We start from the raw sequence: 14,212 nt of genomic DNA, 5'->3' as shown, positions 1-14,212 counted from the left end.
AAATAAGAGCTGCGCCTCCCAAGGTGCCCTGAAGGAATAGAACTGCGTGTCCGAAAAAGTTGAAACCAAGCCGAACGCCCTCTGGGAAAACATCAAGGTCATCGTCCAGGCGTTGATTTTGGCAATGGTCATCCGCACGGTCCTGTTCCAGCCTTTCACTATCCCTTCCGGTTCGATGATGCCGACCTTGCTTGTCGGCGACTATATCTTCGTCAACAAGTTCGCCTACGGCTACTCCAAGTATTCGCTGCCGTTCTCGCCGAACCTCTTCACCGGGCGCATTTTTGCAAGCGAACCGAAGCGTGGTGACATCGTGGTGTTCCGCTTCCCGCCGAATCCCGAGGTTGATTACATCAAGCGTCTCGTCGGGCTGCCGGGAGATCACATTCAGGTGACGGAAGGTGTGCTGTACGTGAACGGCAAGCCTGTCCCGAAGGTACCGGACGGAACGTTCAATTCGGACTACGCGCAGGATCCGGGCCAGGACGTGCCGGTCTTCCGCGAAACGTTGGACAACGGCGTCAGCTACGACACGCTGGACCAGTCTCCTGTTTCGCGCGGCGACAACACCCGCGAGTTCATCGTGCCTGAAGGCCACTATTTCATGATGGGCGACAATCGCGACAATTCTCTCGACAGCCGCTTCGATGTCGGCTTCGTTCCGGCCGAGAATCTGGTCGGTCGCGCCAGCGTCATCTTCTTCTCGCTCGGCAACGACACCTCGTTCCGTGAAATTTGGAAGTGGCCAGCCAACATGCGTTGGGATCGCCTTTTCAAGGGCGTTGAATGAGCAAGGCTCAGACGCTCTCGGCGGCGGATCGGACAAGCCTGGAGACCCTTATTGGTCATCAGTTCGCCGAGAAAGAACGCCTGGACCGCGCATTGACACATGCCAGCGCTCGCACCCAAAAAGGCGGCAATTACGAGCGGCTGGAATTTCTCGGCGACCGTGTGCTTGGCCTCTGCGTCGCGGAATTGCTATTCCGCACATTTGGCGTGGCGACGGAAGGCGAGCTTTCCGTGCGACTGAACCAACTGGTCAGTGCCGACACCTGTGCTGAAGTTGCCGATGAGCTTGGGCTGCATCTTTTCATCCGGACTGGTGCGGACGTGAAGAAGCTGACCGGCAAGCGCATGATGAACGTTCGCGCCGATGTTGTCGAAAGCCTGATTGCCGCCGTCTATCTCGATGGTGGCTTGGAAGTCGCGCGGCGCTTTATCCTGAAATACTGGGAGAAGAGGGCGGCACGCGCGGACGGCGCGCGGCGCGACGCGAAGACGGAATTGCAGGAATGGGCACACGCCAAATTCGCCGTGACGCCAACCTACCGGGTTGAAGAACGCACCGGACCGGATCATGATCCGCGTTTCAAGGTGACGGTCGAGGTTGCCGGCGTTCATCCGGAAACAGGCGTCGAGCGCTCCAAGCGTGCTGCCGAGCAGGTAGCCGCCACGAAGATGCTCGAGCGCGAAGGTATTTGGCAGAAATCATCTGCCGGAAATTGACAGGGACAATGACCGAAGAACACGACATCGCAGATAGCGCAGCAGAACCTGCTGGTCCGACGCATTCCGGCTTCGTCGCCCTGATCGGGCCGACAAATGCCGGCAAGTCGACGCTTCTCAACCGCCTGGTCGGTGCCAAGGTATCGATCGTCAGCCACAAGGTGCAGACGACCCGGGCGGTCGTCCGCGGCATCGCGATCCACAACAACGCGCAGATCGTGTTCATGGATACGCCAGGCATCTTCAAGCCACGTCGCCGGCTCGATCGCGCCATGGTGACGTCTGCCTGGGGTGGCGCCAAGGATGCCGACGTGATCATGCTGCTGATCGACAGCGAGCGCGGCCTGCGCGGCGACGCCGATGCGATCCTCGAGGGTCTCAAGGACGTCCCGCAGCGCAAGATCCTCGCCCTCAACAAGATCGACCGTGTCAAGCGCGAGGATCTTCTGGCACTGGCCTCGGCGGCCAACGAGAAAATTGCATTCGACCAGACATTCATGATCTCGGCCGAGAATGGCTCCGGTTGCGACGATGTGATGGACTATCTGGCGAAAACCCTGCCGGAGGGGCCATGGTACTATCCGGAAGACCAGATCTCTGATCTTCCGATGCGTCAGCTTGCTGCCGAAATCACCCGAGAGAAGCTTTTCCTGCGCCTGCATCAGGAGCTTCCCTATTCGTCGCATGTCGAGACGGAAAAATGGGAAGAGCGCAAGGACGGATCGGTTCGCATAGAGCAGGTAATCTACGTCGAGCGCGACAGCCAGAAGAAAATCGCCCTGGGCAAGGGCGGGGAAACGATCAAGGCGATCTCTACTGCATCAAGAAAAGAGCTGGCGGAAATTCTTGAACAGCCGGTCCACCTCTTCCTGTTCGTCAAGGTCCGTGAAAACTGGGGCGACGATCCCGAGCGTTTCCGCGAAATGGGGTTGGATTTCCCACGCTGAGTGGCAGCGGAGCCTCCGCCTCTGGTCGGCAAGTGTTTCGATTGTCTATCAAAATTCGGGAGCGCGGGAACGAACTGCCGCGCAGCGTGTTTTAGGAGGCGGCGTCTCAATAGCCAGGGCGCCGTTTTCGGATTCAGGGGCACGCATGCCTACAAGTCGACCGACCCATTCCTTCAAGACACCATGCGAGCAGTGTCCATTGCGGCCGCTGCCGCAATTCAGGGAATTCACGAGCGAGGAACTCGAGTTCGTCTCCAAGTTCAAAAAGGGTGAACTGGCGGCGGATACCGGGGCCACGATCCTGGTGGAAGGCGCCCACAGCGCGCATTTGTTCACGGTGCTGTCAGGGTGGGGCTTTCGCTACAAAACACTGGAGGACGGCCGGCGACAGATCCTGAATTATGTGATGCCGGGCGACCTGATCGGACTTCAAGGGACGATCATGGGGGAGATGCAGCACTCCGTCGAGGCGCTGTCGCCGGTCTCGCTCTGTGTCTTCGAGCGCGACAAGCTGATGACGCTTTACAACAAGCATGCCTCGCTCGCCTTCGACATCACCTGGATTGCGGCGCAGGAGGAGCGGATTCTCGACGAACATCTGCTTAGTATCGGCCGCCGCACAGCTCTGGAGAGGGCCGCCTATCTCATTGCCTTCCTGTTCCAGCGAGGCAAGCAGCTGAAGCTTTTCAGCGAGCACAGCGCCATTCCCATTACCCAGCAACACATTGCGGACACTCTCGGCCTTTCGATCGTTCATACCAACAAGACTCTGAAAAAGCTTGCAGTTCGTCGGCTGATCCGATGGCAGGAACGCGCCTGCGAGGTGCTCGATGGCGATGCGCTGATGGCAATTGCCGGCTGGGAGGGACTGGACGGAAAGGCGCGTCCGTTCCTGTGAACGGCCCGATCTCTATGTCTTTTTTAAATGCAATTCGCAGAGCCGGACCATAAGGTCGTCACCGTGCCATTTTTTCTCCGGTTTTGCTTCTTATCGACCGAGACGGAAAAAGCGGCTATGCAAGCAAGGATAGCATGGGCTGTTCGACCAACGAGCCGGGGGCGCGTCAGAGGTGGAAATGCGGGTTAAGTGTGCGAGGCGCGCCGAAAGCGGCGTCCGAAAGAGGGCGTACCGATCATGAGCGCGAGGCGTGTTCTGGTCCTTGAGGACAGCTTGATCATCGCGATGGAGGCAGAAGATATTCTGCGCACTGTCGGCGTGGAGACGATCAGCATCTGCAACAGCATCGATCAGGCAATGGAAGCCGTCACGGCCGACCGCTATGATTTTGCGTTGCTGGACGTCAATCTCGGGGACGTGATGAGCTTCGATTTCGCTCGCTATCTCGCAGGTGTCGAAATCCCCTTCGGCTTTGTCAGCGGCTATTCGGACACGCTCGATTTTCCGGAGGACCTGCAAGACAGGCCGCTTTTGGTCAAGCCGTTTGACGAAACGGCGATGCGCGAGTTTCTGCGGCGGCTTTCCCTGTCCGAAGTTTGATAGCGTTTCATGACAGACCTGTCGTCTTGCGCTAGGATAGATTAGCTGGCGTGAGGTTTAATGTGCAATGCAATGGCAGGATCGGGCGATCATTCTGGGTGTCAAGCGCCACGGCGAGACGACTGTCATCGTCGAGGTGATGACGCCGGAACGGGGGCGACACCTCGGCATGGTCCGGTCTGGCCGTTCTCGCTCGATGCAGCCTGTTCTGCAGCCGGGCAACGAGGTGGAGGTCACCTGGCGCGCGCGCCTCGACGAGCATCTTGGGGAATTCCGTGTCGAGCCGGTCAGATTGCGTGCAGCTCGGCTGATGGAGACGGCAACCGCGGTCTATGGCGTACAGGCAATGGGTGCATTGCTGCGTCTGTTGCCCGAGCGCGATCCGCATCCGCACCTCTTCGAAGCGCTCGAAATCATCCTGGAAAATCTGCACAATCCCGCGGACGCGGGCGAACTGTTCGTCCGCTTCGAACTGGCTGTGCTGAACGATCTCGGCTTTGGGCTCGACCTCAGCGAATGCGCGGCAACCGGCGCGCGCTCCGATCTTGCCTATGTCTCGCCGAAGTCTGGTCGCGCGGTGAGCCGCGCCGCAGGCGCGCCGTGGGCTGACAAGATGTTCGCCCTGCCGGCGTTTCTGGGCGCAGAGCAAAGCCAGGCCGCGGACTTCGAAAGCCTTGCGGCCGCCTTCCGTTTGACGGCCTTCTTTCTGCATCGTCACGTCTACGAGCCGCGTGGCGTGGAAGCCGCCGACGCACGTGAGGGCTTTGTGCAGGCTGCTCTCAAGGCACTGCGGCAGCCTGTCCACAAGGCGGACGAGCTGTCCGCCTGACCCGATCGTTTTTCACGGCTGCAAGACGCTTTTCGAATCTCGCGCTTTACCAGGCTCGCCGGTTTTCCTATCTGGCTGACGGAATGCTTGTAGCCGAAGGAGGGCACCATGCTGACGAAGCCGGATATGCACACGACGATGGAGCTTTGGAATGGGCGTGAAATCCCGCGCCTTGGGATGGGGTGCTGGGCGATCGGCGGCCCCTTCTTTGCAGGCGATACGCCGCTCGGCTGGGGAGATGTTGACGACGATGAGTCGATAGCCGCGATCGATCGCGCCATCGAACGCGGCATCCGCTTCTTCGACACTGCGTCAAACTATGGGGCAGGGCACTCGGAAGAGGTTCTGGGCCGCGCGATCGGCGCCCGCAGCGACATCATCATCGCAACCAAATTCGGATTTGCGACCGATCCCGCGACGAAGCAGGCCACCGGTGCCTTTGCTGACGCACCATTCATCCGCGGCTCGGTCGAAACGTCGCTCCGGCGCCTGAGGCGCGAACGCCTCGATCTGCTGCAGTTTCACTTGAACGACTTTCCCCTTGAGCAATCGGACGACGTCTTTGATACCTTGGAAACGTTGCGCGGCGAGGGCAAGATCGACGCATTCGGCTGGAGCACCGACTTCGTCGATCGTGCGGCACGTCAAGCGACGCGCCCGGGCTTCGTTGCGGTCCAGCATACGATGAATGTGTTCGAGCCGGTGCCGGAGATTGTTTCGGTGATCGAGCGCCATGGCCTGGTATCGATCAATCGCGGCCCGCTCGCCATGGGCTTGCTGAGCGGCAAGTTCACCCCCGACATGGTCGTCGGCGCCAAGGACGTGCGCGGCGCAAGCCTCGATTGGATGGTCTACTTCAGGGATGGCCGGATCGCCCCTGAATTTGCGACGCGGCTGGAGGCCGTCCGCGACCTGCTGACCTCGGGCGGTCGCACGCTGACTCAGGGTGCGCTGGCATGGCTTTGGGCTCGCTCGTCGCGCGCGTTGCCGATCCCAGGCTTCCGCACCGTTGCGCAGGTCGAAGAGAACGCCGGTGCATTGGACAAGGGGCCCCTGTCTGCCGAAGTCATGGGCGAGATCGACGCGGTGCTGGCTCGGACCTAGGCTCGGTTGCGGACTTTCAGCGCCCAGCCTTCCGGACGCTCTTCGAGGACCGTTACCGCGTCTCCGATGGCAACCCTGCCGCTCGCGCGAGGGGTGACATTCCATCCGAAGAGCGGCCCGGGAACACGGCGGTCGGCAGACATTCGGATGCGGCCCATGGCGGGCATCGGATTGGGAACGTCGCGTGAGCCGGTTTGCTGGTGCTGCGTCGTCATGATGCAGCGAGCGCAAGGTTTGACGAGATCGAAGCGGACTCCGCCAATCTCGATTGCTGCCCAGTGGTCTTCAGGCCACGCTTCCTCCGTATCGATGACAATGTTCGGGCGAAAGCGCTCCATGCCGACGCTACCCTCGCCATGCGCCTGCAGGTCTGCATTCAGTGCCTTCAGCGATCCCGTCGTCGTGACGAGAATCTGGTACCCGTCCGCAAAAGCGACCGGGGTGCCGTCGCCCGCCCATTCCGCGCTCGCGGTGCGCCTGGCGTCCTCGTCGAAGAAGACGAGCCTGACATCGCGGCCTAGCCATTGCGAGAGCGTTCGATTGCTGTCGTCGTCGGCAAGCGCCGCGCTGACGATGGATTTCCAGATCGAGACATCGATACGGCGCGGGGCGCCCGGCGGCGGCACCACCGTTTCCTTGTCCCCCATTGACAGTCGAAGGGAAGAAGCGTCTGCGCGCACCTCGATCCGGGCAAGCTCCGGCAATTCACGTTGCGTTATGAAGTGCCCATCCGGATCAGTGATCATCGCGCGGCGGTCGCCGGGCAATCCGAAAGCATCGATCTCCGCAGCCGGTATGGCAATGCCGCGGCCGCTCTTGAGCGGGTAGATGAAGAGATCGCTGACGCGCATCGGATGCTCCTAGATTTCGTCCATGAAGGCCTCGAGGAAGTCTCGTAGCCGCTTATCGCGCTCAGCGGCAAGAGCCCGGCCGGCTTCGGTCTTGAATCCATCGGCCAGCTTGAAGAGCTTGGTCTGAAAATGGTCGATAACATAGCGGCGGTCGTCGAGGGGGCGGTTGCTGCCGGCGGGATCGAAGGGATCGTAAAGCGCCGATGACATGCGCCCGCCGATATAGAAGCAGCGGCCGGCGCCGACCATGCCGATCGCATCGAGCCGGTCGGCATCCTGCAGAATCTTCGCCTCGATCGTTTCGGGTTCAATATTTGCGGAAAAGCTGTGTGCCATCACGGCATGTGCGACCGCAGCAATGTCCGGGGTATCCCATCCGAGGTCTGCAAGAACGCTGGATGCCTTCTCCGCGGCCAGTGCCGAAGCCTGCGCCCGCAGCGGCGAGCTTTTCTCTACGGCGACGCAGTCGTGCAGCAGAACAGCGGCGGCGAGGATCCTGGCATCTCCGCCCGCACTTGCCTGGATCCGCATCGCGTTCTTGAAGACACGCAGGATATGAGCGAGATCGTGAGAGCCGTCATCGCCTTCATGCGAGCATGGGATGAGTTCCGCTGCAAGCGTTTCAAATGGAGAAAAGGCCTTGGCCTCGAACATGATGCACCTGACAGGGATGGCGATACCCTCTCATAGAGGCGGGCGATCCGAGTCGCAATGTATCCGGTCAGCTCGCCCTGGCATTACCCGCGCCTCGCGGCAGGCTGAGCAAGGCGGGCACCTCTGCGACAGGGCGTGGCGGGCTGATATGATAGCCCTGTATTTCGTCGCAAGCCTCCTGTTGCAGCAACGCCAACTGCTCTGCCGTTTCCACGCCTTCGACGGTCACTCGCATGCCAAGCGCATCGCCGAGAAGGATGATGGCGCGCATGATTGCAAAGGCTTCCCTGTTCTCGACAATGTCGGTCACAAAGGACTTGTCTATCTTGATTTTGTCGAAGGGAAAGCTGCTGAGGTAGCTCAGGGATGAATAGCCTGTGCCAAAATCATCCATGGCGACCCTTATGCCGCGCTGTTTGAGGATGTGAAGAATGGGCAGAGCTTCGTCCATGTTTTCCATCAGCACGCTCTCGGTAATCTCGACCTCCAGCCGTGCCGGTGACAGTTGCGATGCTGACAAAGCTGCCGAAACATCGTCCGGCAAGTTGCCGTGAGTGAACTGGATCGGCGAAACGTTGACGGCAACCTTGATACTGTCGGGCCAGTGGGTTGCATCGAGGCACGCCTGCTTCAGCACCCAGCGACCGATGTCGACGACAAGGCCCACCTCTTCGGCAAGCGGAATGAACTCCATCGGAGGAACGCGGCCGCGGGTCGGGTGATTCCACCGAATCAACGCCTCGAAACCGCAGATGCGTTTCTCCGCGATGTCGTAGAGTGGTTGATAGTGAAGCTCGAACTCCTCGTTCTGAACCGCCTTTCGAAGATCTGCCTCGAGAGCGTGGCGCTCCTCGAGTTGCGCTTCCATCGCGCTCGTAAAAAAGCGCTCGCCCCTTCTGCCGGCGGCCTTGGCGTGTGACAGGGCGACGCCCGCGTGCTTCAGAAGTATCTCGGTATCCGTGCCGTCCTGCGGGCTGATGGCGATCCCCATCGAGACGCTGAGTCCGACCGCCATCTCGCCGCGAAAGAACGGCTCTGACAACTCGCGGCGGATCTGTTCGGCTAGCGCCGTGACGTTCCAAGGCTGCTGTCGTCCACATTGAAGAATGGCGAACTCGTCGGACCCGAGACGCGCGAGCGTATTGCCTTCGCCGACAGAGAGCCGCAGTCGTTCGGCAACCCGCCGCAGAATCCTGTCGCCGGCTGAGATGCCAAGCGTATTGTTGACTGACTTGAACCGATCGAGGTTGAGGTGAACGAGGGCTATGTGCTCGTCAGCCTTGCGTGCGGCGAGAGCGGCATCGATGCGCTCGCGGAAGCTGATGCGATTCGGCAGGCCGGTCAAAGGGTCGTGATGCGCGAGATATGCGATGCGTTCGGCCGCCTTGCGATCTTCCGTGATATCGGCATGGATCGAGATGTTGCTGCCATCGGGCAGGACCGTGACGACGCTTTGAATGATGCGTCCATCATTCATGATCCATTCGCGACGGCGAATGCGCCCGTTGTCCGAACTCGGGTCGCGTTCACGCGCACCCTGCCGCCAATCCGGGTTTTCGGTGCCGTCGATCTTGGTGATCAGCGAAACGATGGCTGCCCCGGGCTTGACCTCTTCTTCGCTGAAACCGAACAGCTGCCGGAAGCGGATGTTGGAAACGATCAGTCTCTGCTGAGTGTCGAAAACACTGAGCCCGAGCGGCAGGTGATTGAGAACAATCTCGAATAGTCGCCGCTGTTCAAGGAGATCGCCGCTCGCCGACGACAAGGCGGCCTTGAGCGTTTCGTTCTCCTCAAACGCAAGATCGGCGCGGTTCGCGGCATCGCATTGCCTGCCCGGTTGCTCGCGGTAGGTGGCGAGAACGAGTTCCATCAGGCGCTTGGCATCGACGCTGCCGTCTTGGTTCAGGGATGCAGCACATTGTTGCCGGAAAAGCGCTTCAGCGTCCATAGGCGAACCGTTCCGTATGGGCGCGGAGCTGAACGCAGGCACGCGTTCCCACCATTTTATTTCGATGCGGCGTGCAAGACATGCAAAGAAATTCCTGAAATCTGACGTTCTGGTTTTACAATTTTTGATTGAAATATGGAGGCGCTTGTTGTTGGCAGATAATCTCCCGGTCGCATTAATATTCGGTTGCAACAAAAAATAATATGTCGGCGGCACTATATTTGGTCGCAGCTGCCAGATGCCTGAGACGCGGAAAACCAAGACCGCGCGGTTTGCGCCAAGCCGGGCGTTGCGACGGCATAACACTCTGTCAATTATAGTTAATGCGGTATTAACAACTTATTGACGGCGCGCGCAAATCAGTTTACCTGAACCACCTAGTTGTGATTTCCATATTTGTATTGCGTACAAACATCACCGGTATAGCGGTGAACGGAGGTTTGTATGAGCCGAGTTTCATCTGTCAACGATACTTCGTATGCGTATCTGGCGACTCTCTCGAGACTTGACATGAATGGCGACGGCGTTTTGAGCCGTGGCGAAAAAGCGGCTGATGATAAGCCCGGAATCCTGAAACAGTTGAACGAAGGCGAGGAAGCCCAAGAACCCTCGCCGAAGCTTTCCAGCGGCGTGCTTGCGTTCATGATGGAAGCGCAGGAGGTCGGTAGCGTGAACTTCTCTTCACAGCGTCAGAATAACGTGTCCGACGATCTGTATAGGAATACTTACGGTCAGTATGATCTGGATATCGCGTCCTGATCGTTTCTGCGGATCATTGTGGGAAGCCGGCCTCGTGGCCGGCTTTTTCTTTGGCTCTAGGCGGGGAACACTTGTCGGTCGTCGTGCGTTTCGCATTGACGGCCAAAGGGAGGCAAATCCGTGGGAGCGATGCGATTGATTGCATTGGTGAGCTTTGTTGCCATCACCACTGTTGCGGCGGCTCAGGACAAGCAGACAGCCATCGCGAATTTCGTAGGCAAGGATGGCAAGGAGACCGGGCGCGCATCGATCACGGCCGCCGCGAGCGGCGGCGTATTGATCGAACTCGAAGTATCGGATCTGCCTGCCAATAAATGGGTGGCATTCCATGTTCACGAGATCGGCAAATGTGATGCCGCGACCCACCATGAGTCGGCCGGCAAGCATTTCAATCCGACCAACGCGGAGCATGGCTTCTTTGCTGTAAAAGGTCCGCATGCAGGCGACTTGCCGAACCAGTATGTCGGCCAGGACGGTGTCCTTAGGGCACAGGTTTTCGATAGCATGGTGACGCTCGACGGCAAGCAGGACGGCATTCGCGGACGAGCATTGATGATTCATGCAAATTCAGACGACTATCGCAGCCAGCCTGCCGGCGATGCCGGCGAGCGCCTCGCCTGCGGCGTTGTGAAGTAGCTGCTGCTGCGGCGTCAACTGTAATATAAACGCTCGGCGTACCACTTCCGGGAAGCCATCGGTTGCTCTGTTGCCAACCAGCGCGCAATGTCGCTTTCTTCGAGCAACTCGGCTGTGGCGCTGTCCTCCAGTCCGACGAAGATGAGGTTGGTGTTTTCGCGAAGACGCGAATCCCCCCTGCGCGCGGTCCGATCCTCGTTGCCGGCATGCACGATGTTCATTCGCACGTAAAAGAACTCGGGACGGTAATCCATTTCGCTTGCTTCGTGAAACGCGTGAGCGACGTCGATGACCGACTCTACAGGGCCGCTGTAGGCCGTAATTGTTTCATTGAGCCCGAATGTCGCGCCATAAAGTGTCACGGAGCGGAAAGGCACAGGTGTCGCGTCGCCGCTGGTCAGGTCGACCTGTTGGCCGAAGGAGGCGATGTCGGAACCGTTCAGTGCGCCGCGGAAGAAATATGAGAAGCGTTCGCGCGTAATGTACACCGCCTGCCAGCTGAAACGCACCCAATCCTCTCGCTGGTTGGTGACGTTCTTCAATGCGCTGAGGCATCGGACGAATGTAGCGCGGTAGTCCGGCAGTGACATCGATCAATCTCCTTGCAAGGGAGAAAACAGATGTCAGCTCAAAACGTTCCGCCTTTGCCTGGATGTCGGCCGGGTTGGCGTATGGGTAAGCCCTTTTCGTCAAAGTTGGCCTTGCCTTGCGGCTCCCCGAGCGTCAGGACGAACGGCGCGTTGCCGTCCGTATCGGCGCCGCGCCCGATCGCCCGAACGGCATCAGTCAGTCGTCCATTCCGGCCGAGGATGGCATCGCCGATTTCAATGATCCGCATATTTGGCGTCGCAAACGGCGATGCGGCGCGGAGACGGCGCGCAAGCGTGGCCTCGCTCTGGTCCGGCACCAAGGAAAGGGCGGCAATCAAGGCCGCCGCCGGCGAACGTGAGACGCCCATCCAGCAATGAACGAGAAGCGGCGCGTCCTGATCCCAGTGCCTGGAAAAGTCGATGATTTGCCGAACATGCGTTTCGTCGGGTGCAACGAGGTTGCCCGTTCCCTTGAAGGCGATGTCGTTCATGTTAAGAAGCAGATGGCGGTGCGCCTGGATGACGGCGGGCCTGTGGAAGGTCTGCTCCTTGGCCATCAGGCTTATCATTTCACGGGCACCATGCCTTACTGCCATTTCGGCGATACGGGCAAGCGGTGCAACGACGATCGCGGTCATGACTTACTCCGCAAGGCGTCGATCGCGTCGAAGCGCTCGCAGAACAGACGCTGGGCTTCGATTGCCGGCAAGGGATTGATCAGCAGCATCTCCTTGGTGATGCCGCGCGGCTGGCCGAAGAATTTCTGGGCTTCCGTGGTGCTGAACCCTGCAAGCTGCGATGCCTCGAAATAGGCGGCAATCGTGTCGGCTTTCTTGATCCTGTCCTTCAGCTCGCGTGACGGGTGTGGCGGCAGGCCGAAGCGCAGGTGGATCGCTGCCTCCAGCCGCGTCTCGACCGCCTTGTACCCGCCCCCGACGACCGACTTGAACGGTGAGATCATATCGCCGATCACATATTCGGGCGCATCGTGCAGCAATGCCATGAGGCACTCCTCGGGCGTTGCCTCGTCGAGGCGCCGGAAGATATCCTCAACGACAAGGCTATGCTGGGCGACGGAGAAGGCGTGGTCGCCAGAAGTTTGCCCGTTCCATCGCGCAACCCGCGCAAGCCCATGGGCGATGTCGCCGATCTCGACGTCAAGAGGCGAGGGGTCGAGCAGATCGAGCCTGCGACCGGAAAGCATGCGTTGCCAGGCGCGCGGAGCCTTTGCGGTCAAGCGGTGGCCTCGTCGGCTGTGGACGGGAAGACAAGCCCGGACCAGACCGGCAACGCCACCGTGACCGGGATCGCACCCGCAAGAAGCGGTGTTCCCGCGGCGATCGCCTCGCCCGCTCGGTCTATGCGGACGATGGCAAGTCCGGTATGCCCCACGACGGAGCCGATGGTACCGATCGGCTTGCCAGCCGCCGTGATCTCGCTTCCAGAGACAGGTAGCGGCTCCGCGCTCGTCACGGTCACGACGCGGCGGCGGGCCGTACCGCGGTGTTGCATGCGCGACACCACCTCCTGGCCGACATAGCAGCCTTTCTTGAAGGAAAGGCCGCCGTTTAGATCCATCAGAACGTCGTGAGGAAACACATCCTGCAGCGCGTAATCTGAACCCGATTCCGCAACCCCGTACGCCGCACGCAACGCGTCATATGCCGCAGGATCGCCGTCGCCATGTCGGCCGGCGTTCCTGGAAACTGCCAATCCAGCCTTTGCAAACCGGCTGTCGTTCCATCCTGGCCCGTGGCCATCACCCCACGAAACCGTAACGCCTTCGCCGTCTGCTTTGAGGTCGACGGCGGCTCGCAACTTGTACATAGCCAGCCGCTTCAACAGGGCGTCCCGCTGGCTGACTTCGGTCTCGATCAAGTAGCTGTCGCCATCCTGCCAGATCATGAAGTCGAACAGGATCTTCCCTTGGGGGGTCAACAAAGCACCCGGTCTGGCTTCGCCAGCGCCCAGCGACACGACATCGGTGGTGATCAGATTCTGTAGGAAGGACTGAGCTTCGGCGCCGCTCACTCGTATGAGCGCACGGTCTCTCAGAAAGACGGCTGGCATGGTCGCACCTGTCGCGTTGTTGTCGCTCAGAAGTATGTCTTCGGGGACAGGATCGCAAGCGTCAGTCGCCCGCGGTGAAGTACTTCCACTTGCCGTCAGCTGTAATGCCGAGACGGTAGAAATTGTAGCCGCCGAACTCCTGCATGTCGGCCAGGTCGCCCGCCGTCACGATGCGCAAGAGTTCGACACGTTCCGGCGGCGTCAGGGTCTTGAGATCCTTTTCGGCAAAGTACGGCCAGACATACATATCTTCCGCCGTGCCTTGACCAACATGGACGAAACCTGTCGAGATGATATCGAGCATGATCGCCAGGATTTCGTCTCCGTCCGGGTCGCCGGAGAGCTCCTTGAGCGCACTGATCGGGTCGTCCGTCGGCTCGCCGACAGTCACTTGAGTCTGGTTTGCGCCGGTTCCGAGCAACGGGCGCAGCCGCTCGAGATCGCCCGACGCAGCAGCTTCGACGATCTGCTCGCGCATGCGCCGGACGGGTTCCGGTACCTTGGTGATATCGTAGATCACATCGACCGGCTTGGAAGCGTCCTGGGCGCCGGGAGTGGTGTCGGAGCCTTGCGCTGCGGGCTTGTCGATCAGCGGGCCGGGCGAGGGGATTCCGGAAGGCGCTGCCGGCGATGCCGCGGGTTTGTCGCCGCTTTGACCGGACGTGGAACTGTCGGAAAGGCCGGGGGTCTTCTGCAGTTCGGAGAGTGCTGACGCAGTCGTCGCGCTCAACAGACTGGTGGCACCGACGCTGATCGCAAGCAAAAGCGGCGCGATCGCGGGCCGCGAAGCATTGTCCTTATCGGTGCGCATAAAACTCTC

16 protein-coding genes and 1 pseudogene are annotated in these 14,212 nt (G+C 60.0%); 9 read left to right on the top strand and 8 right to left on the bottom strand.

Annotated elements, in window-relative coordinates; all coding sequences use genetic code 11:
- The first annotated feature begins 46 nt into the window (after window positions 1-46).
- The 7 genes and pseudogenes from lepB (at window position 47) to AC1DMK_RS10195 (ending at window position 5,884) form a co-directional block, all read left to right on the top strand.
- A complete protein-coding gene (gene lepB, locus AC1DMK_RS10225; protein ID WP_037063952.1) occupies window positions 47-790 on the top strand; it encodes a signal peptidase I in 744 nt (247 codons plus the stop codon).
- The gene (rnc, locus tag AC1DMK_RS10220; RefSeq protein WP_037063951.1) at window positions 787-1,506 is read left to right on the top strand and encodes a ribonuclease III; all 720 of its coding nucleotides are present in this window, start codon (window positions 787-789) and stop codon (window positions 1,504-1,506) included. The genes lepB and rnc overlap by 4 nt, the downstream gene beginning before the upstream one ends.
- 8 nt (window positions 1,507-1,514) lie before the next feature.
- Window positions 1,515-2,453: a GTPase Era gene (era, locus tag AC1DMK_RS10215; RefSeq protein ID WP_037063950.1), complete on the top strand. Its 939-nt coding sequence runs from the start codon at window positions 1,515-1,517 to the stop codon at window positions 2,451-2,453.
- A gap of 145 nt (window positions 2,454-2,598) precedes the next feature.
- Window positions 2,599-3,351, top strand: a complete 753-nt coding sequence (locus tag AC1DMK_RS10210) for a Crp/Fnr family transcriptional regulator (RefSeq protein WP_477858734.1) — start codon at window positions 2,599-2,601, stop codon at window positions 3,349-3,351.
- 222 nt (window positions 3,352-3,573) lie between these two features.
- Window positions 3,574-3,951: pseudogene (locus AC1DMK_RS10205) on the top strand (response regulator); the annotation flags it as partial.
- Window positions 3,952-4,018: 67 nt separating this feature from the next.
- Entirely contained in the window at window positions 4,019-4,780 is a 762-nt protein-coding gene (recO, locus tag AC1DMK_RS10200) for a DNA repair protein RecO (RefSeq protein ID WP_477858733.1), read from the top strand.
- Between the two features lie 108 nt (window positions 4,781-4,888).
- Complete coding sequence (locus tag AC1DMK_RS10195) at window positions 4,889-5,884, top strand: aldo/keto reductase (protein ID WP_477858732.1); 996 nt, start codon at window positions 4,889-4,891, stop codon at window positions 5,882-5,884.
- On the opposite strand, the gene AC1DMK_RS10190 is transcribed toward AC1DMK_RS10195, so the two are convergent.
- The 3 genes from AC1DMK_RS10190 to AC1DMK_RS10180 form a co-directional block, all read right to left on the bottom strand.
- Window positions 5,881-6,735, bottom strand: a complete 855-nt coding sequence (locus AC1DMK_RS10190) for an MOSC domain-containing protein (protein WP_477858730.1) — start codon at window positions 6,733-6,735, stop codon at window positions 5,881-5,883. The genes AC1DMK_RS10195 and AC1DMK_RS10190 overlap by 4 nt on opposite strands.
- A gap of 9 nt (window positions 6,736-6,744) precedes the next feature.
- Complete coding sequence (locus tag AC1DMK_RS10185; protein ID WP_477858728.1) at window positions 6,745-7,389, bottom strand: HD domain-containing protein; 645 nt, start codon at window positions 7,387-7,389, stop codon at window positions 6,745-6,747.
- Between the two features lie 67 nt (window positions 7,390-7,456).
- Entirely contained in the window at window positions 7,457-9,337 is a 1,881-nt protein-coding gene (locus AC1DMK_RS10180) for a putative bifunctional diguanylate cyclase/phosphodiesterase (protein ID WP_477858727.1), read from the bottom strand.
- 444 nt (window positions 9,338-9,781) lie between these two features.
- Here AC1DMK_RS10180 and AC1DMK_RS10175 point away from each other — a divergent pair, with 444 nt between their 5' ends.
- A complete protein-coding gene (locus tag AC1DMK_RS10175) occupies window positions 9,782-10,096 on the top strand; it encodes a hypothetical protein (RefSeq protein WP_037063938.1) in 315 nt (104 codons plus the stop codon).
- 120 nt (window positions 10,097-10,216) lie between these two features.
- Entirely contained in the window at window positions 10,217-10,732 is a 516-nt protein-coding gene (locus tag AC1DMK_RS10170; RefSeq protein WP_477858725.1) for a superoxide dismutase family protein, read from the top strand.
- A gap of 14 nt (window positions 10,733-10,746) precedes the next feature.
- Here the strand turns inward: AC1DMK_RS10170 and AC1DMK_RS10165 are convergent, their stop codons facing one another.
- The 5 genes from AC1DMK_RS10165 to AC1DMK_RS10145 all read right to left on the bottom strand — a co-directional run bounded on the left by AC1DMK_RS10165 (window position 10,747) and on the right by AC1DMK_RS10145 (window position 14,203).
- Complete coding sequence (locus AC1DMK_RS10165; RefSeq protein WP_477858724.1) at window positions 10,747-11,322, bottom strand: hypothetical protein; 576 nt, start codon at window positions 11,320-11,322, stop codon at window positions 10,747-10,749.
- Window positions 11,323-11,360: 38 nt separating this feature from the next.
- Entirely contained in the window at window positions 11,361-11,960 is a 600-nt protein-coding gene (locus AC1DMK_RS10160) for a tyrosine phosphatase family protein (RefSeq protein ID WP_477858722.1), read from the bottom strand.
- Window positions 11,957-12,526 carry an HD domain-containing protein gene (locus AC1DMK_RS10155; RefSeq protein ID WP_477858924.1) on the bottom strand — a complete coding sequence of 190 codons (570 nt, stop codon included), beginning with the start codon at window positions 12,524-12,526 and terminating at the stop codon, window positions 11,957-11,959. The genes AC1DMK_RS10160 and AC1DMK_RS10155 overlap by 4 nt, the downstream gene beginning before the upstream one ends.
- A 29-nt stretch (window positions 12,527-12,555) precedes the next feature.
- Window positions 12,556-13,392 carry a CAF17-like 4Fe-4S cluster assembly/insertion protein YgfZ gene (gene ygfZ, locus AC1DMK_RS10150; protein ID WP_477858720.1) on the bottom strand — a complete coding sequence of 279 codons (837 nt, stop codon included), beginning with the start codon at window positions 13,390-13,392 and terminating at the stop codon, window positions 12,556-12,558.
- Between the two features lie 61 nt (window positions 13,393-13,453).
- Window positions 13,454-14,203, bottom strand: a complete 750-nt coding sequence (locus AC1DMK_RS10145) for a hypothetical protein (RefSeq protein WP_477858718.1) — start codon at window positions 14,201-14,203, stop codon at window positions 13,454-13,456.
- Window positions 14,204-14,212 lie beyond the last annotated feature (9 nt).

The sequence above is a fragment of the Rhizobium sp. 05L419 genome (assembly GCF_056397845.1).
The sequence above is the reverse complement of the archived record's forward strand: the minus strand, read 5'-3'. Positions and strand labels throughout refer to the sequence as shown.